Here is a 25,669-nt window from a genome sequence, read left to right as displayed (position 1 = left end):
TGCGGGGTCCCTCGTCGTTCGGCGTCGCTCGTTGTCGACCGGCGGCGCTACCGCCGGGTCATCGAGAGCAGCCGCTCGAAGATGCCCTCGCCGTCGTCGGCGATCCCGTCGTGGTGGAACTCGTCCGTCTCCCAGACCTCGAGGTTCCGGACGGCAGCTGCCGTCGCCAGGGAGAGCTCCCGATCGACGTAGATGTCGTGCCGGTAGACCGCGGCCGCGGCCGGGATCGTGTTGGTCGCCAGGACGTCGGCGTCGTAGAGCCTGCCCCAGTCATCCTTCTCCGCGAGGATCCCTGCCACGGCCTGCAGCGGCCGCAGCGCGGGATCCTCCTCGAAGTACCAGTCGTAGATCATCTCGCCGGTGAGGAGGGTGGCGTCGGCGTCCTCGCGGAACTGCGGGTACTCCTCGAGGACGCGCTGCGCGGCCCAGGAGGAGGCGGCGCCCTGGCAGTAGATCGATTCGTGCAGGAGGGCGTAAAGCGGCTGGGACGCCCTGCTCACGATGCCGGAGACCTGCTCGAGGAAGGTCGCGGACAGGCGGGGCCCGTCCGCGGTCTGTGTGAAGGCGTCCTCGAGCAGGTAGTGGAGGCCGTGGACCCGCGTGTTGCCACCGAGGAACGAACCGACCATCTGGAAGCGCCGCGCCGTGAGCCGCTCGCCGCTCGGCAGGTGTTCCTCGACGGCGTCGAGGTGGCGGGCGATCCGCGTCACGAGGTCCCGGTCCCCGGGGTACCAGGAGAAGTACTCGGCATTGCGTTCCTCGACCCGCCGGAACGTCGCCCGGTAGACCTCGTCGGGCGCTCCGGACAGGGGTGCGAGGCCTCCCGTGATGAGCGCGCGCTGCATTCCCTCGGGAGCGATCGACAGATAGGTGAGTGTGCAGAAGCCCCCGTAGCTCTGCCCGAACACCGTCCAGGGCGGGCTGCCCAGGCGGTGGCGGATCAGCTCGGCGTCCGCCACGATCGAGTCGGCACGGAAACGCGTGAGGTAGTCCGCCCGGGCCTGGGGCGTCGGCAGCGACGCGAGTGTCATGGCGTCGGCCGGGGTGGACAACCCCGTGCCCCGCTGGTCCAGCATGAGGATCCGGAACTCCCTGGCCGCGGACTTCAGCCACCCGGACAGTTGCGTGGCGCGGACCCCCCGCCCGCCGGGTCCGCCCTGGAGGAACAGCAGCCAGGGGAGACGGGAGACCTCGTCGTCGCCGTGGTCCAGGGACGAGTACTCGCGCGCGAACACCTCGATGGACGGCGACGCCGGGTCCGCGTGGTCGAGCGGCACACGGAATGTGTGGCCTGTCGCGCGCAGCCCGCGCATGACGGCCGTCCTTCCGACGGTGTGCTCGGCGGCAGGGTCGGCCGCATGACCGGCTGCTCGGTTGGCTGCTTGGTCGGCTGCATGACCGGCTGCATGACCGGCGGCAGGGTCGGGTGCAGGGTCGGCTGCAGGGTCGGCCCGGTGGTCGTCGTCGTGCAGCAGGGCGCGTTCGCTCATGACGCGGCGACCGCGGCGAGGGCGTCGCCCGTCAGCCGGAAGGTGCTCCATCCAGACTGCACCCGGGCGCCGAGGCTCTCGTAGAAGCGGATGGACGGCTCGTTCCAGTCCAGCACCGACCACTCGACGCGAGCGTAGCCCCGCTCCGCGGCGAGCTTCGCGAGGTTGGTGAGGAGGGCCTTGCCGTGACCGGCACCCCGGGCCTCGGGCCGCACGTAGAGGTCCTCGAGGTAGATCCCGTTGACCCCCTCCCACGTGGAGTAGTTGAGGAACCAGAGGGCGAAGCCCTGGACCTCCCCCCGGGCCTCGGCAACGTGAGCGTAGATCGTGGGGGCGTCCCCGAACAGCGCGGCGTCGAGGGATTCCGCCGTGTTCTTCACCGCGTCCGGCTCACGTTCGTAGAGGGCGAGGTCGTGGATGAGCTGGAGGATGACCGGGACGTCCGCCGGCCGTGCCTCCCGAATGGTAGTCATGCTCCAAGCGTAGCCATCCGTCCGCCTCCCTCCGCCCGCGGCCATCGTGTCCGCTGTGCGATGCGGACAGGGGCGGCGAGAACGGGGTCAGGCAGCGACGGGCGCCCCGACACCGAGGATCCGGACCACGGGGCTGCCGGCCTCGTCGGACGCCGCGAGGTCGATCTCGGCATTGATGCCCCAGTCCCTGTTCCCCTCCGGGTCCTTGAGGATCTGCCGCACCTTCCAGGCGCCCGGGACCTTCGTGATGAGGAGCAGATCGGGGCCGCGTGCCTCGGGGCCGTCGTCGATGTCCTCGTAGTCCCCGAAGTACCCGTCCATGGCGTCCGCCCACCGGTCCGCGGTCCAGCCCGAGTCGGCGTCGAGCGCAGCGAGGGCCTCGTCCTGCTCGTCGGCGAAGAGCTTGACGCGCTGGAACATCTCGTTGCGGACCATGACGCGGAAGGCCCGCTCGTTGGACGTCACCGAGGGTGGTTCCTCCGGCAGGTCGACGGCGGCAGCCGCAGCGGCACCCGCGTCGATCCCGGCGGCGAGCTGGGTCCATTCGTCGAGGAGGCTGCTGTCCACCTGGCGCACCAGTTCACCGAGCCACTCCAGGATGTCGCTGAGGTCCTCCCGGAGGGCCTCGACCGGCACGGTGTGACGCAGGGCCTTGTAGCAGTCGGCGAGATAGCGCAGGAGGATGCCCTCCGACCGCGTGAGCGCGTAGAAGGCGACGTACTCGCCGAAGCTCATGGCCCGCTCGTACATGTCGCGGACCACGGACTTCGGCGCGAGTTCGAAGTCGCCGAGCCAGGGCGCCGAGGCCCGGTACACGTCGAAGGCCTGCTGCAGCAGTTCCTCGAGCGGCTTCGGGTAGGTGACCTCCTCGAGCCGCGCCATGCGGGCGTCGTAGTCGATCCCCTCGGCCTTCATGGCCGCCACCGCCTCGCCGCGTGCCTTCTTCTCCTGCGCGTTGAGGACCTGGCGCGGCTTCTCGAGCGTCGCCTCGATGACGGACACGACGTCGAGCGCGTAGCCCGGAGCCTCGGGGTCGAGGAGTTCCAGGCTCGCGAGGGCGAACGGGGAAAGGGGCTGGTTCAGTGCGAAGTTCGCCTGGAGGTGCACCTTCAGGCGGACCTGGCGCCCGTCAGGCTCGGGTTCGGGCAGCCTCTCGACGATGCCGGCCGTGACGAGCTCGCGGTAGATGCCGATCGCGCGGCGCATCAGCCGCAGCTGCGAAGCGCGCGTCTCGTGGTTCTCGGTCAGCAGCCGTTTGGTCGCCGTGAAGGGATCACCGGGTCGCTCGAGCAGGTTCAGCAGCATCGAATGGCTCACCGAGAAGGACGACGTCAGGGGATCCGGGATGCTTTCGACGAGCCGCTCGTAGGTGGGTTTCCCCCACGAGACGAAGCCCTGCTGCGGCTTCTTCCGGACCACCTGGCGCAGCTTCTTCTGGTCGTCGCCGAACTTCGAGACGGCCTTCGCCATGGCCTTGGCGTTCTCGACCACGTGCTCGGGTGCCTGGACGACCACGGTCCCCGCCGTGTCGTAGCCCGCGCGGCCGGCACGGCCCGAGATCTGGTGGAACTCGCGGGCGTTGAGCAGGCGCGTGCGCACGCCGTCGTACTTGCTGAGCGCCGTCAGGAGGACCGTGCGGATCGGCACGTTGATGCCGACCCCGAGGGTGTCCGTCCCACAGATCACCTTCAGCAGGCCGGCCTGGGCGAGTTGCTCGACCAGGCGCCGATACTTCGGCAGCATCCCGGCATGGTGCACGCCGATGCCGTGGCGCACGAGCCGGTTGAGTGTCTTCCCGAAGCCGGCGGAAAACCGGAACGTCGCGATCAGCTCGGCGATGCGGTCCTTCTCCTCCCGCGTGCAGATGTTGACGCTCATCAGGTTCTGCGCCCGCTCGATCGCTTCGGCCTGACTGAAGTGCACCACGTACACCGGAGCCTGGCGGGTGGAGAGCAGTTCCTCGAGGGACTCCTGCACCGGCGTCTCGACATAGTAGAAGTGGAGCGGGATGGGTCGTTCGACGGAGGTCACGGTCGCCGTCGCCCGCCCCGTGCGCTCGGTGAGGTCCTTCTCGAAGCGCGTGACGTCTCCGAGCGTCGCGGACATGAGGAGGAACTGCGCCTGCGGCAGTTCGAGCAGCGGCACCTGCCACGCCCAGCCGCGCTGGGGATCGGAGTAGAAGTGGAACTCGTCCATCACCACCGTGTCGACGTCGGCCGCCGCGCCCTCGCGCAGGGCGAGGTTCGCGAGGATCTCGGCCGTGCAGCAGATGATCGGGGCATCCTGGTTCACGCCGGAGTCGCCCGTGATCATCCCGACGTTCTCCGGGCCGAAGATGTCACAGAGCGCGAAGAACTTCTCGGAGACGAGCGCCTTGATCGGCGCCGTGTAGTAACTCGTACGCCCGTCGGCGAACGACTTCAGGTGTGCTGCGATCGCGACGAGGGACTTCCCCGAGCCGGTGGGCGTCGCGAGGATGACGTTGTTCCCCGAGACGAGCTCCATCGCCGCCTCGTCCTGCGCCGGGTAGAGCGTCAGGCCCCGCGCCGTCGCCCAGCCCGTGAAGGCCTCGTAGACCGCGTCCGCGGGAAGGTCGCCGTCGTCGTGCCGGGGCAGGTGCTCTTGGATCCTCATGATCCGTTCAGCCTACCGGTGGGGGAGTCGCCCGCGGAGTTAGGGTGGATCATGCGCTGGGACCCGGGACTCTACGGTCGGCATGCGGGCCACCGCGGCCGGCCGTTCCTCGACCTCCTGGCGCGGGTGGGTCATGAGGCCCCACGCTCCGTCGTCGACCTCGGATGCGGGCCCGGGGAGCTGACCGAGGTCCTCGCACGCCGCTGGCCCACCGCGCAGGTGGTCGGGATCGACTCCAGCGCGGAGATGGTCGGTGCCGCACGGCGGAGGACGGCGCTCCCGAACCTGCGGTTCCAGCTCGGCGACCTGCGGAACTACGAACCCGGTGCCGACGACGTCCTGGTGACGAACGCCGCCCTCCAGTGGGTGCCGGGCCATCAGGGGCTTCTCGCCCGGTGGGCCGCAGCGCTGCCGGTCGGCGGCTGGCTCGCGCTGCAGGTACCCGGTAACTTCTCGGCGCCGTCCCATGCCCTGCTGCGCAGCCATGCCGGCAGCGGGCAGTGGGCGTCACGGCTGCGCGGTGTGCTCCGCCATGACGACGCCGTCGGCGAGCCGATCGACTACCTCGGCGTCCTCCTGGCCGCCGGACTCGAGGCGGACGTGTGGGAGACGACGTACGAGCAGGTGCTCCCGGGGGAGGACGCCGTCCTCGACTGGGTGCGCGGCACGGCCCTGCGGCCCGTGCTGGACGCACTGTCCGACGATGAGGCCGCCGGGTTCGAGGCCGGGTACGGCGCGCTCCTGCGGGAGGCCTACCCCCGGGGCGAGCACGGCACGGTGTTCGGCTTCCGGCGGATCTTCGCCGTCGGGCACAGGGCCGGCTGACGGGCCGCCCGCCTCGTCCTCCGCCTCGTCCTGCCGCCGGCTACCAGCCGCGCTGCTTCCACTCCGCCAGCGAGCCCCGCTCGGCCCCGAGGGTCGTCCCGCCGCCATGGCCGGGGTGCACGATGGTGTCGTCCGGCAGGCGGTCGAAGATGCGGGTCACGACGTCGTCGTACAGCGACGCGAACCGCTGCGGATCGCCCTGCGTGTTCCCGACCCCGCCGGGGAACAGCGAATCACCGGTGAAGAGGTGCGCAGGCCCGGTGGGGTCCCGGTACAGCAGCGCGACGGACCCGGGCGTGTGCCCGCGCAGGGAGATCGCCTCGAGATCGAACCCCTCGAAGGACCCGACGTCGCCTTGCCTGAGGGGCACCTCGGTCGGTACCGCGATGTCCGGGACGTCCGCTTCGCCGGCAGCCGTGCGGGCCTTCGTGGCCTCCTTGACCTCTGCCAGCGCCCGTACGTGGTCCCAGTGCGAGTGGGTGGTGATGATCAGGGCCACCCGGGCCTCGGCGTCCGTGTCCTCCTGCGCGTCCGCGAGGAGCCCGAGGATCGCCGGGACGTCGTCGGCGGCATCGATGAGCACCTGTGCGCCGCTGGACTTCGACGTCAGCAGGTACACGTTGTTGTCCATCTCCGACACGGAGATGCGGCGGATGGTCATTGCGTCGAGGTCGTGCAGGGGGCCGGTCATGAGCACAGTGTAGGCATCCGCACGTACCGGGCGCGCGGACACGGCGGGTAGGGTTCGAGTACACCGCGAGACGTTCCCCGCGGCACCGTACCGTGGAAGGAACAGGGCGTGGAGCAGGGCATCCCCGGGTGGCTGGCGCTGGACCCACAGAGCGCGGTGCCGCCGTTCGAGCAGATCAAGCAGGCGATCCTGGCCGCGGCCAACTCGGGCGAGGCCGCCGTCGGCACGAGACTGCCACCGGTCCGAGCGCTCGCAGCGCACTTCGGCGTCGCCGCCAACACCGTCGCCCGTGCCTACCGCGAGCTGGAGCACGCCGGCGTCGTGGAGACGAAGGGGCGGGCGGGGACCACCGTCACGGCCGGGGGCGACGCCGCTCGACAGAAGGTGGGTGCCGCCGCCGATGTATTCGCCGCGGTGGTGCACTCCGCAGGGCTGTCCGAGTCCGATGCGGTCGCCATCGCGAGGGCGGCATTGCGCCGAGCGTGAACGGCACGCCGCAGGCCGCGGCAACCGTGCGGAAAACAGGGAATTCGAATATGTCTTCGAAGCCCTTTTCCCCTACAGTGGATGAGTGTCTATAGCAAATTCCCTCGAGCAGCACGCCCACAATCCGGAGCCCGCTCCCCAGGACCTGTCCCGGCTGATCGTCAAGGGCGCCCGCGAGCACAACCTGCGGAACGTCGACCTGGACCTCCCGCGCGACGCCATGATCGTCTTCACCGGCCTCTCCGGCTCGGGCAAGTCCTCCCTCGCCTTCGACACCATCTTCGCGGAGGGCCAGCGACGCTACGTCGAATCCCTCTCCGCCTACGCACGCCAGTTCCTCGGTCAGGTGGACAAGCCGGACGTCGACTTCATCGAGGGGCTCTCGCCGGCCGTCTCGATCGACCAGAAGTCCACGAGCAAGAATCCGCGTTCCACCGTCGGCACCATCACCGAGATCTACGACTACATGCGGCTCCTCTGGGCGCGTGTCGGCCGCCCCCACTGCCCGGTCTGCGGCGAGCCGGTGGCGAAGCAGACCCCCCAGCAGATCGTGGACCAGCTGCTCGAGCTCGACGAGGGCACGCGCTTCCAGATCCTCGCTCCCGTCGTGCGGGCGCGCAAGGGCGAGTTCGTCGACCTGTTCCAGGAGCTCACCGCGAAGGGCTATTCGCGCGCCCGGGTGGACGGCAAGCTCATCCAGCTGAGCGACCCGCCGAAGCTGGGCAAGCAGTACAAGCACACCATCGAGGTCATCATCGACCGCCTCGTCGTCAAGGGCGGCATCCAGCAGCGCCTCACCGACTCCGTCGAGACGGCCCTCAAGCTCGCCGACGGTCGCGTGCTCGCTGAGTTCGTGGACCTCCCGGAGGACGACGAGAAGCGCCTCCACGCCTTCTCCGAGCACCTCGCCTGCCCGAACGAGCACCCGCTCGCCATCGACGAGATCGAGCCGCGCTCGTTCTCGTTCAACAACCCCTTCGGCGCCTGCCCGGCCTGCACGGGGATCGGGACGAAGCTCGAGGTCGACGAGGAGCTCGTGGTCCCCAATCCGGACCTGAGCCTCGCGGAGGGCGCCATCGCGCCGTGGTCGCTCGGTACCGCGACGCTCGAGTACTGGACCCGCCTGCTCGAAGGGCTCGCGTCCGAGCTGACGTTCGACATCACCACGCCGTGGCGCAAGCTCCCGGACCGTGCCCGCGAGGCCGCCCTGTACGGCAAGGACCACAAGGTCGTGGTGCAGTACAAGAACCGCTTCGGGCGGGAGCGCAAGTACAGCACGGGCTTCGAGGGCGCCATCCAGTACATCCAGCGCAAGCACGCGGAGACCGAGTCCGACAACGCGCGGGACCGCTACGAGGAGTACATGCGGGAGATCCCGTGCCCCACCTGCGGCGGGGCACGCCTGAACCCGGCGTCGCTGTCCGTGCTGATCAACGGGCGCTCCATCGCCGAGGTCTCGGCCATGCCGATGCGCGACTGCGCCGAGTTCCTCGACAACCTCGTGCTGACCGGCCGCGAGGCCCAGATCGCCAACCAGGTGCTCAAGGAGATCCAGGCGCGCCTGACGTTCCTCCTCGACGTCGGTCTCGAATACCTCAACCTCGAGCGCGCCTCGGGCACCCTCTCCGGCGGCGAGGCCCAGCGCATCCGCCTCGCCACCCAGATCGGGTCCGGTCTCGTCGGCGTCCTCTACGTGCTCGACGAGCCGTCGATCGGCCTGCACCAGCGTGACAACCGCCGCCTCATCGAGACGCTCACCCGGCTGCGCAACCTCGGCAACACGCTCATCGTCGTCGAGCACGACGAGGACACCATCGCCGAGGCCGACTGGATCGTCGACATCGGACCGGGTGCCGGCGAGCACGGCGGCGAAGTGGTCCACTCGGGCCTGCTCGAGGACCTGCTCACCAACGAGAAGTCCCTGACCGGCGACTACCTCTCGGGACGGCGCAGGATCGAGATCCCGAAGAAACGCCGGAAGATCGACCGTTCCCGCCAGCTGAAGGTCGTCGGCGCTCGCGAGCACAATCTCACGAACGTCGACGCGACGATCCCGCTCGGCGTGCTCACCGCCGTCACCGGTGTGAGCGGATCCGGCAAGTCCACGCTCGTCAACGACATCCTCTACAAGGTGCTGGCGAACAAGCTGAACGGTGCCAAGCAGGTGGCCGGGCGGCACAAGCGGATCGACGGGCTGGAGCACCTGGACAAGGTCATCCACGTCGACCAGAGCCCCATCGGCCGCACTCCGCGCTCGAACCCGGCGACGTACACCGGCGTGTTCGACAACATCCGGAAGCTCTTCGCGGAGACCACGGAGGCGAAGGTCCGCGGATACCTGCCGGGCAGGTTCTCGTTCAACGTCAAGGGCGGCCGCTGCGAGGCGTGCTCCGGTGACGGCACACTGAAGATCGAGATGAACTTCCTGCCGGACGTCTACGTCCCGTGCGAGGTCTGCCACGGGGCCCGGTACAACCGGGAGACGCTCGAGGTGCACTACAAGGGCAAGACCATCGCGGACGTGCTCGACATGCCCATCGAGGAGGGGGCCGAGTTCTTCGCGGCCTTCAGCCCCATCGCGCGGCACCTCAACACCCTCGTGGAGGTCGGACTGGGCTACGTCCGCCTCGGCCAGCCGGCCACCACGCTGTCCGGCGGCGAGGCGCAGCGCGTCAAGCTCGCGAGCGAACTGCAGAAGCGGTCCAACGGCCGCAGCATCTACGTCCTGGACGAGCCGACGACGGGCCTGCACTTCGAGGACATCCGCAAGCTCCTGCTGGTCCTCCAGGGCCTGGTGGACAAGGGCAACACGGTCATCACCATCGAGCACAACCTCGACGTCATCAAGAGCGCCGACTGGGTGATCGACCTCGGCCCGGACGGCGGCTCTGGCGGCGGTCAGATCATCGCCACGGGCACGCCGGAGCAGGTGGCGACCAATGAGCGGAGCTACACGGGGACGTTCCTGAAGGAGATCTTCGACAAGGTCGGATAGGGCCCTGCCGCACGCCTGATATACCCGGGAGGGCATGCATGATGCATGCCCTCCCGGTGCTATGGCAAGCTTGCCCGGTGGCAAATATGCATTCGCTGATACTCTTCGACCTCGACGGCACCCTCGTCGACCCGGCAGGGGCCATCACCGGAGGCATCAGCTCGGCCCTGGTGAGCCACGGGTTCCCCGAGCCCGACGACGACGCCCTCCAGGCCATGGTCGGGCCGCCGCTCGCCCACTCCCTCACCGCCCTCGCAGGGGTCCCGGCGTCCCGGGTCCAGGAGGTCATGGCGACCTACCGCGCGGGCTACGTCGCGACCGGCATGGCACGCAGCCGCCCCTACCCGGGGATCGCACGGTGCGTCGAGGCGCTGACCGACGCGGGAGCGGTGGTCGCCGTGGCGACCCAGAAGCCCGAGTGGCTCGCCGAGGAACTGCTCGAAGCGCAGGGCCTGCGGCATCTCTTCGCCTCCGTCCACGGATCCCCGCGCGACGAGGCCGCGACCGTCGGCGGCAAGGCCCCGATCATCCGGGCGGCGCTCGAACGACACGCGTCCGACGCCCTCCGGCCGGTGATGGTCGGCGACCGCCGGCACGACGTCGAGGGCGCGGCCGCCAACGGGATCGCCTGCATCGGCGTCGGGTGGGGCTTCGCCGCACCCGGCGAACTGGAGGACGCGGGAGCTGCCGCGGTCGTGCACACCGCCGACGACCTGCTGGAGGTGCTCCGTGGGGGTCTATGACCTGACGCGCAGCACGACCCGCGGCCTGATCAGCACGCTGTGCCGGCCCACCGTCGAGGGACTCGGCAACGTGCCGAAGGACGGCCCTTTCATCGTCGCGCCCAACCACCTGTCCTTCCTCGACAGCGTGCTGGTCCAGGCGCTGATGCCACGACCGGTCGCGTTCTTCGCCAAGGCGGAGTACTTTACCGGCTCGGGCGTGAAGGGCGTCCTGATGAAGTCGTTCTTCGAGGGCGTCGGCTCCATCCCCGTGGAGCGCGGGCAGCAGGCCGCCAGCGTGCAGGCGCTCCGGACGCTCCTCGACCTGCTGGAGCAGGGCGACGGTGTCGGCATCTATCCCGAGGGCACGCGCTCACGCGACGGCCGGCTCTACCGGGGGAGGACGGGCGTCGGCTGGCTCGCGCTCACCACCGGTGCGCCCGTGGTGCCGGTCGGGCTCCTCGGCACCGACGCCCTGCAGCCGGCGGGGAAGAAGGGCGTCCGCCCGCAGCACTTCACCCTGCGGATCGGCGAGCCCCTGGTGTTCGCGAAGACCGGACCCGGACACCCCCTGCCCGCACGCCGCAGCGCGACGGACACGATCATGGACAGCATCGCCGCCCTCACCGGCCAGGAGCGCGTCCCGCACTACAACCAGAGCCCCGCGACCGACTAGGCCCGCCCGTCAGCGGTCAGCGGAAAGGACGCTCCGGGGTCGGGGCATGTCACCGTCCAGCCCTAGGATGAATGGCGTGGCGAACCCAGTGACATACCGGCCCAAGACAGGCGAGATACCGCTCGATCCCGGTGTGTACCGCTTCCGCGACGAGCACGGCCGGGTCATCTACGTGGGCAAGGCCAAGAACCTCAGGTCGCGGCTGAACTCCTACTTCGCCAACCCCCAGGGGCTGCTCGCGAAGACCCGCACCATGGTCTTCACCGCCGCGAGCGTCGAATGGACCGTCGTCGGCAGCGAGCTCGAGGCGCTCCAGCTCGAGTACACGTGGATCAAGGAGTTCGACCCGCGGTTCAACGTCATGTTCCGGGACGACAAGTCGTACCCGTACCTGGCCGTCACCATGGGGGAGAAGTACCCGCGCGTGCAGGTCCTGCGGGGGGACAAGAAGAAGGACACCCGCTACTTCGGCCCGTTCTACCCGGCGAAGGCCATCCGCGAGACGGTCGACACCATGATCCGGGTCTTCCCCGTCCGGACCTGCAGCGCCGGTGTCTTCAAGCGCGCCGAACGGACCGGCAGGCCGTGCCTGCTCGGCTACATCGACAAGTGCTCGGCGCCGTGCGTGGGCCGGATCACCCCCGAGGACCACAGGGCCCTCGCGGAGGACTTCTGCGACTTCATGTCCGGCGAGGCGAAGAAGTTCATCTCCGGACTCGAGAAGAAGATGGCGGAGGCCGTCGCCGAGCTCGACTACGAGTCGGCTGCCCGCCTGCGCGACGACATCGCAGCCCTGCGCCGCGTGTTCGAACGCAACACGGTGGTCCTCAGCGAGGACACCGACGCCGACATCTTCGCGCTGAAGGAGGACGAACTGGAGGCCGCCGCCCAGGTCTTCCACGTTCGGGGAGGCCGCATCCGCGGCCAGCGCGGCTGGGTCGTCGAGAAGGTCGAGGACATGGAGACACCCGACCTCGTGGAGCACCTGCTGCAGCAGGTGTACGGCGAGGGCAACAGCAGCAACGAGCAGATCCCCCGAGAGGTCCTCGTCCCGGTCCTGCCGAGCAACTCCGACCAGATGCTCGAATGGCTCCGCGGCCTCCGGGGCGCGCGGGTCGACGTCCGGGTCCCGCAGCGCGGTGACAAGGCCACTCTCATGGGCACCGTGGAGCAGAACGCCGCGGACGCCCTGCGTCTCCACAAGAGCCGCAGGGCCGGCGACATCACCACCCGGTCGGCCGCCCTGCAGGAACTGCAGGAGGCCCTCGACCTGCCCCAGCCGCTGATGCGCATCGAGTGCTTCGACATCTCGCACGTGCAGGGAACCAACGTGGTGGCCTCGATGGTCGTCGTCGAGGACGGCCTGCCCCGGAAGTCCGAGTACCGCAAGTTCTCCATCACGGGCGACGCCGCCCGGGACGACACCGCCTCCATGTACGACGTCATCTACCGGCGGTTCCGCAACTACCTCGCGTCCAAGGCCGGCGACACCCGGGACGCCGCGGCCCCCGACCCGGAGAGCGCGCCGGTCGACGACGAGGCATCGGTCCTCGAGCACCCCGCCGTCGACGAGCAGGGCGCACCGATCCGCGACACCACGACGGCGATCCCGCGCAGCCGGTTCGCGTACCCGCCCAGCCTCGTCGTCGTCGACGGCGGACCTCCCCAGGTGGCGGCCGCGTCCCGGGCCCTCGCGGACCTCGGCATCGACGACGTCTTCGTGATCGGTCTCGCCAAGCGGCTCGAGGAGGTGTGGATCCAGGACAGCGAGTTCCCCGTCATCCTTCCCCGCGCGTCGGAGGGACTGTTCCTCCTGCAGCGCATCCGCGACGAGGCACACCGCTTCGCCATCACGTTCCACCGCCAGAAGCGCGGGAAGTCGATGACGGCCTCGGCCCTCGACGACATCGCGGGCCTCGGCCCGGCCAAGCGCAAGGCGCTGCTCAAGCACTTCGGCTCGGTCAAGAAGATCCGGGCCGCGAGCATCGAGGAACTCGTGGAGGTACCGGGTGTCGGCCCTGCCCTGGCCGAGACCATCCGCACCTCGCTCGCCGTCGACGCGGACGACGCGCCCGCCCCTGCCGTGAACATGACCACGGGCGAGATCATCGAAGATTAGCTAGGCTGAGGACGCGGCCGCAGGCGCGCCGCTGAGACCGCACACACCAGGGCATGCCCCCATACCGGGCTGCCCCGACGAGCCGGAACGGACGCACCACGATGACTGAGGCCACGAGCCTGACTCCGGTCAAACCCACCCAGTCCGAGCTGCTGGTCGTGACCGGCATGTCCGGGGCCGGACGCAGTACGGCCGCGAACGCGCTCGAGGACCATGGCTGGTACGTCGTGGAGAACCTCCCGCCGCAGATGCTCACGACGCTCACGGAGCTCGTGGCGCGGACGCCGCAGTCCATCCCCAAGCTCGCCGTGGTCATCGACGTCCGCGGCAAGGAGCTCTTCAACGACATCAAGGCATCGCTGGACGGGCTGCGGGCGGCCGGGGTCGGCTACCGCGTGCTCTTCCTCGACGCCGACGACGCCGTCCTGGTGCGCCGGTTCGAGCAGGGTCGCCGGCCGCATCCGCTGCAGGCAGACGGCCGGATCCTCGACGGCATCGCGGCGGAGCGCGACGTGCTCAGGGAGCTGAAGCACACGTCGGACATCGTGATCGACACGAGCGAGCTCAATGTGCACGCCCTCGCGACGAGTGTGACCGAGCTGTTCTCCGAGTCCGGCCCCATCGTCCTCCGCCTCAACGTCATGAGCTTCGGTTTCAAGTACGGCCTCCCGGTGGACGCCAACTACGTGGCCGACGTCCGCTTCATCCCGAATCCGCACTGGGTGCCGGTCCTGCGACCCCAGACCGGGCTCGACGCGCCCGTGCGCGACTACGTGCTCGGCGCGCAGGGCGCCGGTGACTTCATCGACCGGTACGTCCACGCCCTCGTCCCGGTCCTGGACGGCTACCGCCGCGAGAACAAGCACTACGCCACCATCGCGGTCGGCTGCACCGGTGGCAAGCACCGGTCCGTCGCCGTGACCGAGGAGATCGCACAGCGCCTGGCCCAGCTGCCGGGCGTGCAGGTCGCTGCTCACCACCGAGACCTCGGGCGTGAGTAGTGGCCCTGTTCTCCGGGTCCCTCCCTCTCGTCCCGCCCGCGGCCCGCAGGAAGGGTGACGGACCGGGCCCCGGCCCGTCCGTCGTCGCGCTCGGCGGCGGGCACGGGCTGTCGGCGTCGCTGTCCGCCCTGCGGCTCCTGACCCAGGAACTGACCGCCGTGGTGACCGTTGCCGACGACGGCGGGTCCTCGGGGCGGCTGCGCCGCGAACTCGGTGTCCTGCCACCGGGCGACCTCCGGATGGCCCTCGCGGCGCTCTGCGACGACACGGACTGGGGGCGCACGTGGCGTGACGTGATGCAGCACCGCTTCACCTCCCGGGACGGCGTCGAGGGCTCACTCGACGACCACGCCATGGGCAACCTCCTGATCGTCACGCTGTGGGAGCTCCTCGGTGATCCGGTCGCCGGCCTGCAGTGGGCCGGCGCCCTGCTCGGCGCGCGGGGCAGGGTCCTGCCGATGGCCAGCGTGCCCCTGACGATCGAGGGCGACCTGCTCAGCGAGGTGCAGGGGTCCCTGCGCGTGACCACCGTGACGGGACAGGCCCGACTGGCCGTGGCCGCCGACACCGGCAACGTGAGCAACGTGCGCCTCCTCCCGGCAGCAGCACCGGCCTGCAGGGACGCCCTGGAAGCCATCGAGCTGGCCGACTGGGTGGTCCTCGGGCCGGGGTCCTGGTACACCTCGGTGCTGCCGCACCTGCTGCTTCCCGAGCTCCGGGACGCCCTGTGCCGGACCTCCGCCAAGCGGTGCCTCACCATGAACCTCACGAACGACACCAAGGAGACCCAGGGCATGAGCGCGGTCGACCACCTCAGCGTGATCTCCCGCTACGCACCGGATTTCACCGTCGACGTGGTGCTCGCCGACCCCGCGGTGGTAACAGACCGCGAGGAGTTCGAGCGGGCCGTCGCAGGAATGGGCGGACGGGCGGTCTTCGGTACAGTGGGAGTTTCGACCGGTAAGCCCGTACATGATCCCCTGCGGCTGGCGACGTCCTACAACGACATGTTCGGGGAGAACTAGGAGTGTATCTGTGGCCCTGACCGCCGATGTCAAAGAGGAGCTGTCCCACCTCGACGTCAAGAAGTCCTCGGTCCGCAAGGCCGAGGTGTCCGCGCTGCTGAGATTTGCCGGGGGCCTCCATATCATCTCCGGCAGGATCGTCATCGAGGCCGAGGTGGACCTCGCCTCGACGGCGCGCAGGCTCCGGGCGACCATCGCCGAGGTGTACGGGCACAACAGCGAGATCATCGTCGTCTCGGGCGGCGGCCTCAAGCGGGGCAACCGCTATGTGGTGCGCGTGGTGCGCGAAGGGGAGTCCCTCGCCCGCCAGACCGGACTCCTGGACAGCCGTGGCCGCCCCGTCCGGGGATTGCCGTCCGCCGTCGTCAACGGCTCGACGGCGGACGCCGAGGCCGTCTGGCGCGGCGCGTTCCTCGCACACGGCTCCCTGACGGAACCCGGCCGCTCCTCCTCCCTCGAGGTCACCTGCCCCGGCCCGGAGTCCGCCCTGGCACTCGTCGGGGCAGCACGGCGGCTCGACATCGCCGCGAAGGCGCGGGAGGTGCGCGGCGTGGACCGCGTGGTCATCCGCGACGGCGACACCATCGCCGCCCTCCTGACGCGCATGGGCGCGCACGACGCGCTCATGGTGTGGGAGGAGCGCCGGATGCGCAAGGAGGTGCGGGCCACGGCGAACCGCCTCGCGAACTTCGACGACGCCAACCTGCGCCGGTCGGCACAGGCCGCCGTGGCCGCGGGCGCGCGCGTCGAGCGTGCCCTCGAGATCCTCGGCGAGACGGTGCCCGAACACCTGCGCTACGCGGGGGAGTTGCGGGTGGCCCACAAGCAGGCGAGCCTGGACGAACTCGGCCGCCTGGCGGACCCGCCCATGACCAAGGACGCCATCGCCGGCCGCATCCGGCGCCTGCTCGCCATGGCGGACAAGAGGGCGTCGGACATCGGGATCCCGGGGACCGATGCGAATGTGACCGCGGACATGCTCGACGAGTGAAGAAGTGCATAGGATGGAACGACAAGCCCGCTTCTGATCAGGTGGGCCGCCTGCCGTCCGGGCTCCCGCTGGAGTCGACGGGCGCGCCGGCACCTGGGACCACTACATGGAGGACTACGTGAGCGAATACGTACTGCCGGATCTCGATTACGACTACGCGGCCCTGGAGCCGCACATCTCGGGCCGGATCATGGAGCTGCACCACTCCAAGCACCAGGCCACCTACGTCAAGGGCGCCAACGACGCCCTCGCCCAGCTCGCCGAGGCCCGCGCGACCGGGCAGTTCGGGACCATTCCCAAGCTCTCCAAGGACCTCGCCTTCCACGTCGGCGGCGTCATCAACCACAGCATCTTCTGGAAGAACATGTCCCCCGAGGGCGGCGACAAGCCCGAGGGTGAACTGGCCGCGGCCCTGGACGACGCGTTCGGATCCTTCGACGCGTTCCGCGCCCACTTCACGGCCGCCGCCACCTCCCTGCAGGGTTCCGGCTGGGCCGTGCTCGCCTACGAGCCGCTCGGCCAGAACATCGTGATCGAACAGCTCTACGACCAGCAGGGCAACGTCCCCGTGGGCACCGTGCCGCTGCTGATGCTGGACATGTGGGAGCACGCCTTCTACCTGGACTACGTCAACGTCAAGCCCGACTACGTTAAGGCCTGGTGGAACCTGGTGAACTGGGCCGACGTCCAGACCCGCTTCCAGGCGGCACGCACCGGCGCCTCGGTGCTCATCACGCCCGGCCGCTGACCGGCCACCACAACACGCCCCGCGCAACCGGGGCGATCCACGTCCGGAGTGCGTGCGGAACGCCGCGCTGAGTAAGGTTGGAGCCGTGCAGGGACGCGTCCCCGCACGGCTCCGGCGACGGACACCGCTCCGCAGGGAGCCAGCAGGACCCGATTCACTTCGGCACGAAGGTGTGCCCGGTACCAGATTTATTCGTCGCCGGCATCACCCGAGAAGGGTCATCGCGGCGGCACCACCTATGAAGGAGATGGAAACCAGTGACTACTCGTGTTGGAATCAATGGCTTCGGCCGCATCGGTCGCAACTACTTCCGCGCGGCCCTCGAGCAGGGTGCAGACCTCGAGATCGTTGCCGTCAACGACCTGACGAGCCCCGAGGCCCTCGCCCACCTGCTGAAGTACGACTCCGTGACCGGCCGCCTGAAGGCCTCCGTCGAGGTCGACGGCGGTGACCTCGTGGTCGGTGGCAAGCGCGTCAAGGTACTGGCCGAGCGCGACCCCGCGAACCTGCCCTGGAAGGACCTCGGCGTCGACATCGTGATCGAGTCCACCGGGTTCTTCACCAAGGCGTCCGACGCGCAGAAGCACATCGATGCCGGCGCCAGGAAGGTCCTGATCTCCGCCCCAGCGTCCGACGAGGACCTCACCGTGGTGCTCGGCGTCAACGACGGCGACTACGACCCCGAGAACCACCACATCATCTCGAACGCGTCCTGCACCACGAACTGCCTCGGCCCGCTCGCCAAGGTGCTGAACGACTCCTTCGGCATCGAGCGCGGTCTCATGACGACGATCCACGCGTACACCGCCGACCAGAACCTCCAGGACGGCCCGCACAAGGACCTCCGCCGCGCACGGGCCGCAGCGATCAACATGGTGCCCACCTCCACGGGTGCGGCCAAGGCGATCGGCCTCGTCCTGCCGGAGCTCAAGGGCAAGCTCGACGGCTACGCCATCCGCGTTCCCGTCCCCACCGGTTCGGCCACCGACCTGACGGTCACCCTGGGCCGCGAGGTCACCGCCGACGAGGTCAATGCCGCCTACAAGGCTGCCGCTGCCGACGGTTCGCTCAAGGGCTACCTCTCCTACACGGAGGACCCGATCGTCTCCTCGGACATCGTGACGGATCCGGCGTCGTGCATCTTCGACTCCGGACTGACGAAGGTCCTTGGCAACCAGGTCAAGGTCGTGGGCTGGTACGACAACGAGTGGGGCTACTCGAACCGCCTGGTCGACCTGACCGAAATCGTCGCTGCCAAGCTCTCCTAGGCGATCGCCCGTGGCTTACGCAACGCTCGACGACCTCCTCGCCGAAGGCGTCCGCGGACGCCGTGTCCTCGTGCGCTCGGACCTCAACGTGCCCCTCGAGGGCGACGTCCCGGAGTTGAAGGTCACCGACGACGGCCGCGTACGCGCGTCCCTGCCCGTTCTCCGCAGGCTGAGCGAGGCAGGGGCGGCCGTGATCGTCCTGGCGCACCTCGGACGGCCCAAGGGCGCACCCGAGCAGAAGTACTCGCTCGAGCCGGCCGTGGACGTCCTCCGGGACCTCGCGGACTTCCCGGTCACGCTCGCGCCGGACACCACGGGTGAGGGTGCCCGCAGCGCGGCCGCAGCCCTGGCCGAGGGGGAGGTGCTCGTCCTCGAGAACGTGCGCTTCGACGCGCGTGAGACGAGCAAGGACGACGCCGAGCGGTCGGCCTTCGCCCGCGAGATCGCGGACCTGGCCGGCCCGGACGGCGCCTACGTGGACGACGCCTTCGGTGCGGTGCACCGGAAGCACGCGAGCGTGTACGACATCGCCGCGCTGCTGCCGTCCTACCAGGGTGATCTGGTCAAGGCCGAACTCGTGGTCCTGGAGCGGCTGACGAAGGATCCGCAGCGGCCCTTCGTCGTCGTGCTCGGCGGTTCCAAGGTGTCCGACAAGCTGGCCGTCATCGAGAACCTGATCGGCACGGCGGACCGCATCCTCGTGGGCGGCGGCATGCTGTTCACGTTCCTCGCGGCCCAGGGCCATAAGGTGGGCGCGAGCCTGCTCGAGGAGGACCAGATCGAGACCGTTCGCGGCTACCTCGAGCGGGGCTCCCGTGACGGCACGCAGTTCGTCCTCCCGACCGACATCGTCGTGGCGGAGAAGTTCGCCGCCGACGCCGGTTCGGGCGTTGTCGCCGCGGACGCCATCGAGTCGGGGACGTACGGAGCGACCGGCATCGGCCTCGACATCGGCCCCGTGACGGGTGCGGACTTCGCCGCGAACATCGCCGAGGCGAGAACCGTCTTCTGGAACGGGCCGATGGGCGTCTTCGAGTTCGAGGCGTTCGCCGGCGGTACCCGGGCGGTCGCCCAGGCCCTCGTCGACGCACAGGCGGACGGCGCCCTGACCGTGGTCGGCGGCGGCGACTCCGCCGCTGCCGTCCGCGGCCTCGGCTTCGCCGACGACCAGTTCGGGCACATCTCGACCGGTGGCGGCGCGAGTCTGGAATACCTCGAAGGCAAGGAACTGCCCGGCCTCACGGCTCTCGCCCGCGACTAGCGGGAGGGCGGGGACGATCGACCGCCCGGCAACGGGCGCACAGGAAGAGCGGGATCCGCGGGGCCGAGGCCGCGCGGATCCCGCCCCCATGCAACGAACAGATGGAGTAGGACGATGACCACCTCGACCAACGGCGCCTTCGACCGCCGCCCGCTCATCGCGGGGAACTGGAAGATGAACCTGGACCACATGCAGGGCATCACCTTCCTGCAGAAGCTGGCCTGGACCCTCGATGACGCGGGCCACGACTTCTCGCGCGTCGAGGTCTCGGTCTTCCCGCCCTTCACCGATCTGCGCGGCGTCCAGACGCTCGTCAAGGGTGACAACCTCGACGTCGTCTACGGCGGCCAGGATCTCTCACCCGAGGATTCCGGCGCGTACACGGGGGACATCTCCGGTCAGTTCCTGGCCAAGCTCGACTGCACCTACGTGCTGGTCGGACACTCCGAACGGCGGACGATCCACTCCGAGTCGGACGCGCTGCTCAACCGGAAGGTGCACGCCGCCTACCGCCATGCACTGGTGCCCGTGCTGTGCGTCGGCGAGGGCCTCGAGATCCGGCAGGCCGGAACGCATGTCGCCTCGACGCTCGAGCAGCTCCGCCAGGGCGTCGCAGGCCTGACGCCGGAACAGGCGTCCGCCCTCGTGGTCGCGTACGAGCCTGTCTGGGCCATCGGTACGGGTGAGGTCGCCGGACCGGAGGACGCGCAGGAGATGTGCGCCGCCATCCGCGCCGAACTCGGCTCCCTCTTCGATGCGGAGACCGCCTCGAAGACGCGCCTGCTCTACGGCGGCTCGGTGAAGGCGGCGAACGCCGCGAGCATCCTCAAGGAGCGCGACGTCGACGGCGTGCTCGTCGGCGGTGCGAGCCTCGACGTGTCCGAGTTTGCTAGTATTGTCAGGTTCGAACAGCATCTGGTGACAGACTAGTTCCGTGCGCCGGCCGCTCCGCTGAGCGGCTACCGAGCCTTGAAAGGGCCCCGTGGAAATCATCCGTATCATCCTGCTCGTCCTGCTCGGGATCACGAGTCTCCTGCTGACCCTCCTGATCCTGCTCCACAAGGGACGTGGCGGTGGTATGTCGGACATGTTCGGTGGCGGCATGACCTCGAGCATGGGATCGTCCGGGGTTGCCGAGCGCAACCTCAACCGGTTCACGGTGGCCCTCGGACTCGCGTGGGGCGTGGTCATCGTGGCCCTCGGCCTCATCCAGCGTTTCGCCGGCGAGTCGTAGGGCACAGCACACGACCGTACGGAGAAGGCCCCCGCTTCCAGCAGGAAGCGGGGGCCTTCGTCATCGACGGGCCGTCGTCAGCCGACGGACTCCTCCTCGTCCTCGTGGTCGATCAGGCGCCCGGGCAGCTTCTGTGCCGCGTCCTGGTCGATCAGCCACAGGGTCTTCCGCACCCCGCGCGCCCCGGCGGCGGGGACCTGGACATGGCCGGCTCCCGCGAGGGCCAGTCCCACAGCACCGGCCTTGTCGCTGCCGCTGACGGACAGCCAGACCTCCTGGGCGGTGTTGATCGCCTCGAGCGTCAGCGAGATGCGCTGCGGCGGAGGCTTGGGTGCATCGGCGACCCCCACGGTCGTCTCGCCCTTGGTGCGGATGCCGGCCATCTCCGGGAAGAGCGAGGCGACGTGCGCATCGGGTCCGACACCGAGCAGGAGGACGTCGAAGCGGGGCAGGCGCGGATCGGGCTGTACCGCGTCCTCGTCCGCCGCGCGTTCGGCCTTCGCGGCCGCCGCCAGCTGTTCGGCGTAGTCGAGGGCGGCCGCGTCCTCGTCGGGGAACTCGTCCTTCGAGCCGAACTCATGGATCTTCACGGGGTCGACGGCGACACGGTCGAGGAACGCGGTGCGCGCCTGGACGGCGTTGCGGTCCGGGTCCTCGGCGCGCAGGAACCGCTCGTCACCCCACCAGAAGTGCACGTTCGCCCAGTCGACCGCCGTGTGCGCCGGTGATTCCACGACGGCCTGCAGGGCCGCCGTGCCGATCGAGCCGCCCGTGAGGACCACGGTGGCCGTGCCGCGGTCGCTCTGCACATCGACCAGGCGCGTGATCAGTCGCGCCGCCACGGCCGCCGCCAGGGATGTCGGGGAAGGATGGATGCTGACTTTCGGTTCAGCGCTCATACGGTCACACGCTCCTCAGGTTGGTCAGGGCGAGTCCTTCGGTGATGACCTCTCCGAAGACCTCGTCGGGGTCGAGCCGCCTCAGCTCCTCGGCGAGGCAGTCGCGCAGGCCCCGCCGCGGCAGCGAGATGCGCTGGACGGGCTGGTCCGGCTGGTGCAGCTCGGCGACGTCGTGGTGCGGACGGTGGAGTTCGATGTCCCCACCGTCACGCATGAGGCGCACGCGTTTGAGTCCGGTGCCCGCCGGCCCCGCGGTGATATCGACGGGCGCGTCCAGCGCCCGTGTGAGCCAGGCGGCCAGCAGGACGGTGCTGGGGGAGTCCGACGCGCCCTCGACGGTGACCGCCGTGATCGGCTGGTCGCCCTCGAGCTGGTCCAGCACGGCTGCGAGCTGGATGCGCCAGTTGGTGAGGCGCGTCCAAGCGAGGTCGGTGTCGCCCGCGGCGTAGGTGCTGCGGATGTTGAACAGCGCCGCCGTCGGGTCCGGCTCGTTGGCGGAGTCGGTGATCCGGCGGTGCGCGATGCTGCCGATCGACGTCTGGGACGCGGCCTCGGGCACGCCGTGCGGCCACCACGCGACGATCGGCGCGTCGGGCAGCAGGAGGGCGGACACCAGCGACTCGTTCTCGTCGGAGAGCTCCCCGTAACCGCGCAGCACGATCACCTCGGAGGCGCCGGCGTCGCCGCCGACGCGGATCTGGCCGTCGAGGCGTGTCGGCTCGTCCGGCGATCCCTCGGCGAGGACGATGATGCGGCACGGGTGCTCGCGGCTGGCCTCGTTCGCCGCGTCGATGGCCTCCTCCTCCTGTCCCGACCTCGTGATCACGACGAGGGTGAGCACGCGCCCGAGGGCGACGACGCCGCCGCGTTCGCGCATCGCCATCAGCTCCTTGGACACCTTGGAGGTCGTGGTGTCGGGAAGCTCTACGATCATGGCCTTCTCCAGGTTCGTCCATCGGCTGCGAGCAGCTCGTCGGCGGATGCGGGACCCCAGCTCCCCGGGACATAGGGATCGGGCTGGCCGTCGAGGGATGCCCAGTGCTTCTCGAACGGGTCGAGGATCTGCCAGGACAGCTCCACCTCCTGCTGGCGCGGGAAGAGTGGCGGCTCACCGAGCAGGACGTCGAGGATGAGTCGCTCGTAGGCCTCGGGGCTGGACTCTGTGAACGAGTGCCCGTACCCGAAGTCCATGGTCACGTCGCGGACCTCCGTCTGGGTGCCGGGCACCTTGGAGCCGAAGCGGATCGTGACGCCCTCGTCGGGCTGGACCCGGATGACGACCGCGTTCTGGCCGAAATCCTCCTCGTTGTGGTCCCGGAACAGGAGGTTCGGGGCCCGCTTGAAGACGACGGCGATCTCCGTGACCCTGCGCCCCAGTCGCTTGCCGGCGCGCAGGTAGAACGGGACGCCGGCCCAGCGGCGTGTGTTGATGTCCAGCCGGAGCGCGGCGAAGCTCTCCGTCGTGGAGTCGGCCGGGATGCCCTCCTCCTCGAGGAAGCCGTTGACGCGCTCCCCGCCCTGCCAGCCGGCCTCGTACTGTCCGCGGGCGGACCGGCCGGTGAGGTCGGCGGGGAGGGAGACGGCCGCGAGGACCTTCTCCTTCTCGGACCGGAGGTGGTCGGCGTCGAACGAGATCGGTTCCTCCATGGCCGTCAGGGCGAGCAGCTGGAGCAGGTGGTTCTGGATGACGTCGCGGGCAGCGCCCACACCGTCGTAGTAGCCTGCGCGGCTGCCGATCCCGATGTCCTCGGCCATGGTGATCTGCACGTGGTCGACGTAGTTCGCGTTCCAGAGGGGCTCGAAGAGCTGGTTGGCGAAGCGCAGGGCCAGGATGTTCTGAACCGTCTCCTTGCCCAGGTAGTGGTCGATCCGGAACACCGCGTCCGGAGGGAAGACCTCCTCGACGATGCTGTTCAGCTCCCGCGCGGACTCGAGGTCGTGCCCGAAGGGCTTCTCGATGACCACGCGGCGCCACTGGCCGTCGTCGGGCTGCGCCAGGCCGTGCTCGGAGAGCTTCTGGCACACGGCCTCGAACGCGTTGGGCGGGATCGAGAGGTAGAACGCGTGGTTCCCCCGGGTCCCCCTGCTCTGGTCGAGTTCCTCGATGCACTCCCTGAGGTTCTTGAAGGCGTCGTCGTCGTCGAACTCGCCCCGGACGAAGCGGATGCCGGCGGAGAGCTGCTCCCAGACGGTCTCGTTGAACGGCGTGCGGGCATGCTGCGTGACAGAGTCCTTCACCTGTTCCACGAACTCCTCGTTACTCCAGTCCCGGCGGCCGAAGCCGACGAGGCCGAAGCTCGGGGGCAGGAGCCCCCGGTTCGCGAGATCGTAGATGGCCGGCATGAGCTTCTTCCGGGCGAGGTCACCGGTCACACCGAACAGGACGAGCGAGGACGGGCCGGCGATCCGGCTGAGCCTCCTGTCCCGGGGGTCGCGCAGCGGATTGGTGGCTCTCGCCGTCGTGCCGTCAGGCATGCCCGTCCGTTCCCCGCTCGTCCCGGCCGGACGCGGCGAGGGCCGAGACGACGCGCCGCAGCTGGGCGACGCCCGCCTCGCGTTCCGTCAGGTGGAGGCGGAGCACGGGCCGGCCATGGTCGGCGAGGACCTGGGCGTCGCCCGCGGCCTGCGCGGAGATCAGCTCGCCGAACGTGAACGGCCGGTCCGGGATGGCGAGGTCCTCGTGCGCTGCACCGGTCAGCTGGAGGTACGCCCCGATGGGCGAGCCGCCCTTGTGGTACTGGCCCGTGGAGTGCAGGAAGCGCGGGCCCCAACCGAACGTGACCGGTCGGCCGGTGGCGGCGGCCAGCGGTGACCGGATCTCCTCGAGTGCGGCCTGCCGGTGCCGGTCGAGGTACGCCTGGACCGAGAGGTAGCCGTTCGCGGGGAGTGCGGCGAGGAGCGCCTCGAGGGCTTCCGCGACCGTGCTCGACGACCCGAGCAGGCCGGCGTCGCCGCGCACCTCCACGGCGCCGTCGACGAAGGCCGCCGGGGAGGGCTCGGGCTGGGCGTCCAGCAGGCCGCGCGCGGCCTTCTTGGCCGCCTCGACGTCGGGCTGGTCGAAGGGATTGATGCCGAGCAGGCGTCCCGCGACGGCGACCGCGTATTCCCAGACGAACAGCTGGCTGCCCAGGGTACCGCTGACAGTCAGCCTGGTGCCGTCGGTGAGCTCGTCGGTGGGAGCCTCGTCGAACGGGGCCAGGAGGACGGGCAGGACGTCGTCGGCCACGTCCGCGAGCTCGGGTGCGCCGCTGGAGGCGACGACGGGAAGCAGCCCGGTGCCTAGCTTGCCGGTGGACTCCGCGATGAGCTGTTCCGCCCAGTCGGCGAAGCCGGGCAGCCCGGATCCGGCATCGGCGAAGACGATCTTGTCGCGGAGCGGGCTGGTCCCGCCCAGGACGGCGCCGAGCTGCAGGCCGACGTTGTCGTCGACGTCGTCGCCGAGGAACTCCGCACTGTCCTCGGCGTCGTCCAGCAGTGTCTCGATGTCCGCGCCGGCGAGGCCGGACGGTACCAGGCCGAAGGCCGTGAGGGCCGAGTACCGGCCGCCGACCTGGGGGTCGGCGTTGAACACCTTCCGGTAACCCGCCTTGTGCGACGCCTCATCGAGGGGAGACCCCGGATCGGTCACGATGACGATGCGCGACGCCGCGTCGATGCCGGCGTCGGTGAACGCCTGCTCGAACAGCCGGCGCTGCGAGTCGGTCTCGACGGTGGAGCCGGACTTCGACGACACCACGATCGCGGTGCGCTGCAGGTCCTCCTCGAGGGCAGCGCGCACCTGGTCGGGGTCGGTGGCGTCGAGGACGACGAGCGGGACGCCCGCCTCCTTCGTGATGATCTCCGGCGCGAGCGAGGAGCCGCCCATGCCGCACAGCACGATCCGGTCCACCCCTTCGGCCAGGAGATCGGCGCGGAGGCCCGCGATCTCCGGGAGGAGTGCGCGCGAGCCCTCGAACAGGTCGATCCAGCCCAGGCGGACCGAGGCTTCGGACTCGGCATCACTGCCCCACAGGGTGGGGTCCTTCGCCATCAGCCGGGAGGCGAAGCGTTCCTGCACGAGTGCGGGTACCGCCGACTCGACCGCGGCGAGCGCCGCGCCGGACGCGGTCAGTGCGAATGAGCCCATGGGGA

22 protein-coding genes are annotated in these 25,669 nt (G+C 69.7%); 14 read left to right on the top strand and 8 right to left on the bottom strand.

What is annotated here, in order from left to right; genetic code table 11:
- Nucleotides 1-47: 47 nt before the first annotated feature.
- The 3 genes from ACX80L_RS10495 to ACX80L_RS10485 form a co-directional block, all read right to left on the bottom strand.
- Nucleotides 48-1,313, bottom strand: coding sequence for an alpha/beta fold hydrolase (locus ACX80L_RS10495; RefSeq protein WP_459289892.1), 1,266 nt, complete (start codon nt 1,311-1,313; stop codon nt 48-50).
- Between the two features lie 173 nt (nt 1,314-1,486).
- Nucleotides 1,487-1,963: a GNAT family N-acetyltransferase gene (locus ACX80L_RS10490; RefSeq protein ID WP_133081863.1), complete on the bottom strand. Its 477-nt coding sequence runs from the start codon at nt 1,961-1,963 to the stop codon at nt 1,487-1,489.
- 87 nt (nt 1,964-2,050) lie between these two features.
- Nucleotides 2,051-4,597: a DEAD/DEAH box helicase gene (locus tag ACX80L_RS10485; RefSeq protein ID WP_208741071.1), complete on the bottom strand. Its 2,547-nt coding sequence runs from the start codon at nt 4,595-4,597 to the stop codon at nt 2,051-2,053.
- Between the two features lie 51 nt (nt 4,598-4,648).
- Between ACX80L_RS10485 and ACX80L_RS10480 the strand changes: the two genes are divergently transcribed.
- Nucleotides 4,649-5,422, top strand: a complete 774-nt coding sequence (locus tag ACX80L_RS10480) for a trans-aconitate 2-methyltransferase (protein ID WP_459289523.1) — start codon at nt 4,649-4,651, stop codon at nt 5,420-5,422.
- 40 nt (nt 5,423-5,462) lie between these two features.
- Here the strand turns inward: ACX80L_RS10480 and ACX80L_RS10475 are convergent, their stop codons facing one another.
- On the bottom strand, nt 5,463-6,113 hold the full coding sequence (locus ACX80L_RS10475) for an MBL fold metallo-hydrolase (protein ID WP_133081866.1): 651 nt from the start codon (nt 6,111-6,113) through the stop codon (nt 5,463-5,465).
- A gap of 108 nt (nt 6,114-6,221) precedes the next feature.
- On the opposite strand from ACX80L_RS10475, the gene ACX80L_RS10470 reads away from it, so the two are divergent.
- The 13 genes from ACX80L_RS10470 to secG all read left to right on the top strand — a co-directional run bounded on the left by ACX80L_RS10470 (nt 6,222) and on the right by secG (nt 20,639).
- A complete protein-coding gene (locus ACX80L_RS10470; RefSeq protein WP_459289521.1) occupies nt 6,222-6,599 on the top strand; it encodes a GntR family transcriptional regulator in 378 nt (125 codons plus the stop codon).
- 85 nt (nt 6,600-6,684) lie between these two features.
- On the top strand, nt 6,685-9,594 hold the full coding sequence (uvrA, locus tag ACX80L_RS10465; protein WP_459267843.1) for an excinuclease ABC subunit UvrA: 2,910 nt from the start codon (nt 6,685-6,687) through the stop codon (nt 9,592-9,594).
- Nucleotides 9,595-9,680: 86 nt separating this feature from the next.
- Nucleotides 9,681-10,337 (top strand): HAD hydrolase-like protein, encoded by a 657-nt coding sequence (locus ACX80L_RS10460; protein WP_244186300.1) that lies wholly within the window; start codon nt 9,681-9,683, stop codon nt 10,335-10,337.
- Entirely contained in the window at nt 10,324-10,992 is a 669-nt protein-coding gene (locus tag ACX80L_RS10455) for a lysophospholipid acyltransferase family protein (RefSeq protein WP_208741078.1), read from the top strand. The genes ACX80L_RS10460 and ACX80L_RS10455 overlap by 14 nt, the downstream gene beginning before the upstream one ends.
- A gap of 76 nt (nt 10,993-11,068) precedes the next feature.
- Nucleotides 11,069-13,111: an excinuclease ABC subunit UvrC gene (gene uvrC, locus ACX80L_RS10450; protein ID WP_459289520.1), complete on the top strand. Its 2,043-nt coding sequence runs from the start codon at nt 11,069-11,071 to the stop codon at nt 13,109-13,111.
- 101 nt (nt 13,112-13,212) lie between these two features.
- Nucleotides 13,213-14,112 (top strand): RNase adapter RapZ, encoded by a 900-nt coding sequence (gene rapZ / locus ACX80L_RS10445; protein ID WP_459267845.1) that lies wholly within the window; start codon nt 13,213-13,215, stop codon nt 14,110-14,112.
- Nucleotides 14,112-15,137: a gluconeogenesis factor YvcK family protein gene (locus ACX80L_RS10440; protein WP_133081872.1), complete on the top strand. Its 1,026-nt coding sequence runs from the start codon at nt 14,112-14,114 to the stop codon at nt 15,135-15,137. Before rapZ ends, ACX80L_RS10440 begins: the two co-directional genes overlap by 1 nt.
- A 10-nt stretch (nt 15,138-15,147) precedes the next feature.
- Nucleotides 15,148-16,128 carry a DNA-binding protein WhiA gene (whiA, locus tag ACX80L_RS10435; RefSeq protein ID WP_133081873.1) on the top strand — a complete coding sequence of 327 codons (981 nt, stop codon included), beginning with the start codon at nt 15,148-15,150 and terminating at the stop codon, nt 16,126-16,128.
- A gap of 118 nt (nt 16,129-16,246) precedes the next feature.
- On the top strand, nt 16,247-16,876 hold the full coding sequence (locus ACX80L_RS10430) for a superoxide dismutase (RefSeq protein ID WP_208741084.1): 630 nt from the start codon (nt 16,247-16,249) through the stop codon (nt 16,874-16,876).
- Nucleotides 16,877-17,133: 257 nt separating this feature from the next.
- On the top strand, nt 17,134-18,144 hold the full coding sequence (gap, locus tag ACX80L_RS10425) for a type I glyceraldehyde-3-phosphate dehydrogenase (RefSeq protein ID WP_133081875.1): 1,011 nt from the start codon (nt 17,134-17,136) through the stop codon (nt 18,142-18,144).
- A 10-nt stretch (nt 18,145-18,154) separates the two neighbouring features.
- Nucleotides 18,155-19,405: a phosphoglycerate kinase gene (locus ACX80L_RS10420; protein WP_459289517.1), complete on the top strand. Its 1,251-nt coding sequence runs from the start codon at nt 18,155-18,157 to the stop codon at nt 19,403-19,405.
- A gap of 114 nt (nt 19,406-19,519) precedes the next feature.
- Nucleotides 19,520-20,335, top strand: coding sequence for a triose-phosphate isomerase (gene tpiA, locus ACX80L_RS10415; protein WP_133081877.1), 816 nt, complete (start codon nt 19,520-19,522; stop codon nt 20,333-20,335).
- A 52-nt stretch (nt 20,336-20,387) separates the two neighbouring features.
- On the top strand, nt 20,388-20,639 hold the full coding sequence (gene secG, locus ACX80L_RS10410; protein WP_459289515.1) for a preprotein translocase subunit SecG: 252 nt from the start codon (nt 20,388-20,390) through the stop codon (nt 20,637-20,639).
- Between the two features lie 77 nt (nt 20,640-20,716).
- Here the strand turns inward: secG and pgl are convergent, their stop codons facing one another.
- The 4 genes from pgl to ACX80L_RS10390 are packed head-to-tail and all read right to left on the bottom strand — an operon-like array spanning nt 20,717 to nt 25,664.
- Nucleotides 20,717-21,538 (bottom strand): 6-phosphogluconolactonase, encoded by an 822-nt coding sequence (gene pgl / locus ACX80L_RS10405; RefSeq protein WP_133081878.1) that lies wholly within the window; start codon nt 21,536-21,538, stop codon nt 20,717-20,719.
- A gap of 4 nt (nt 21,539-21,542) precedes the next feature.
- Nucleotides 21,543-22,472: a glucose-6-phosphate dehydrogenase assembly protein OpcA gene (locus ACX80L_RS10400; protein WP_133081879.1), complete on the bottom strand. Its 930-nt coding sequence runs from the start codon at nt 22,470-22,472 to the stop codon at nt 21,543-21,545.
- A complete protein-coding gene (gene zwf, locus ACX80L_RS10395) occupies nt 22,469-24,013 on the bottom strand; it encodes a glucose-6-phosphate dehydrogenase (protein ID WP_459289513.1) in 1,545 nt (514 codons plus the stop codon). Before zwf ends, ACX80L_RS10400 begins: the two co-directional genes overlap by 4 nt.
- Complete coding sequence (locus ACX80L_RS10390) at nt 24,006-25,664, bottom strand: glucose-6-phosphate isomerase (RefSeq protein WP_459289511.1); 1,659 nt, start codon at nt 25,662-25,664, stop codon at nt 24,006-24,008. The genes zwf and ACX80L_RS10390 overlap by 8 nt, the downstream gene beginning before the upstream one ends.
- Between the last annotated feature and the right edge of the window lie 5 nt (nt 25,665-25,669).

The sequence above is a fragment of the Arthrobacter sp. MDT1-48-3 genome (genome assembly GCF_054511015.1).
The sequence above is the reverse complement of the archived record's forward strand: the minus strand, read 5'-3'. Positions and strand labels throughout refer to the sequence as shown.

Excerpts from the sequence above, each read along its gene's own strand:
- ACX80L_RS10495 (WP_459289892.1), bottom strand. The coding sequence starts at position 1,313 with ATGCGCGGGCTGCGCGCGACAGGCCACACATTCCGTGTGCCGCTCGAC.
- ACX80L_RS10490 (WP_133081863.1), bottom strand. The coding sequence starts at position 1,963 with ATGACTACCATTCGGGAGGCACGGCCGGCGGACGTCCCGGTCATCCTC.
- ACX80L_RS10485 (WP_208741071.1), bottom strand. The coding sequence starts at position 4,597 with ATGAGGATCCAAGAGCACCTGCCCCGGCACGACGACGGCGACCTTCCC.
- ACX80L_RS10480 (WP_459289523.1), top strand. The coding sequence starts at position 4,649 with ATGCGCTGGGACCCGGGACTCTACGGTCGGCATGCGGGCCACCGCGGC.
- ACX80L_RS10475 (WP_133081866.1), bottom strand. The coding sequence starts at position 6,113 with ATGACCGGCCCCCTGCACGACCTCGACGCAATGACCATCCGCCGCATC.
- ACX80L_RS10460 (WP_244186300.1), top strand. The coding sequence starts at position 9,681 with ATGCATTCGCTGATACTCTTCGACCTCGACGGCACCCTCGTCGACCCG.
- rapZ (WP_459267845.1), top strand. The coding sequence starts at position 13,213 with ATGACTGAGGCCACGAGCCTGACTCCGGTCAAACCCACCCAGTCCGAG.
- tpiA (WP_133081877.1), top strand. The coding sequence starts at position 19,520 with ATGACCACCTCGACCAACGGCGCCTTCGACCGCCGCCCGCTCATCGCG.
- pgl (WP_133081878.1), bottom strand. The coding sequence starts at position 21,538 with ATGAGCGCTGAACCGAAAGTCAGCATCCATCCTTCCCCGACATCCCTG.
- ACX80L_RS10400 (WP_133081879.1), bottom strand. The coding sequence starts at position 22,472 with ATGATCGTAGAGCTTCCCGACACCACGACCTCCAAGGTGTCCAAGGAG.
- zwf (WP_459289513.1), bottom strand. The coding sequence starts at position 24,013 with ATGCCTGACGGCACGACGGCGAGAGCCACCAATCCGCTGCGCGACCCC.
- ACX80L_RS10390 (WP_459289511.1), bottom strand. The coding sequence starts at position 25,664 with ATGGGCTCATTCGCACTGACCGCGTCCGGCGCGGCGCTCGCCGCGGTC.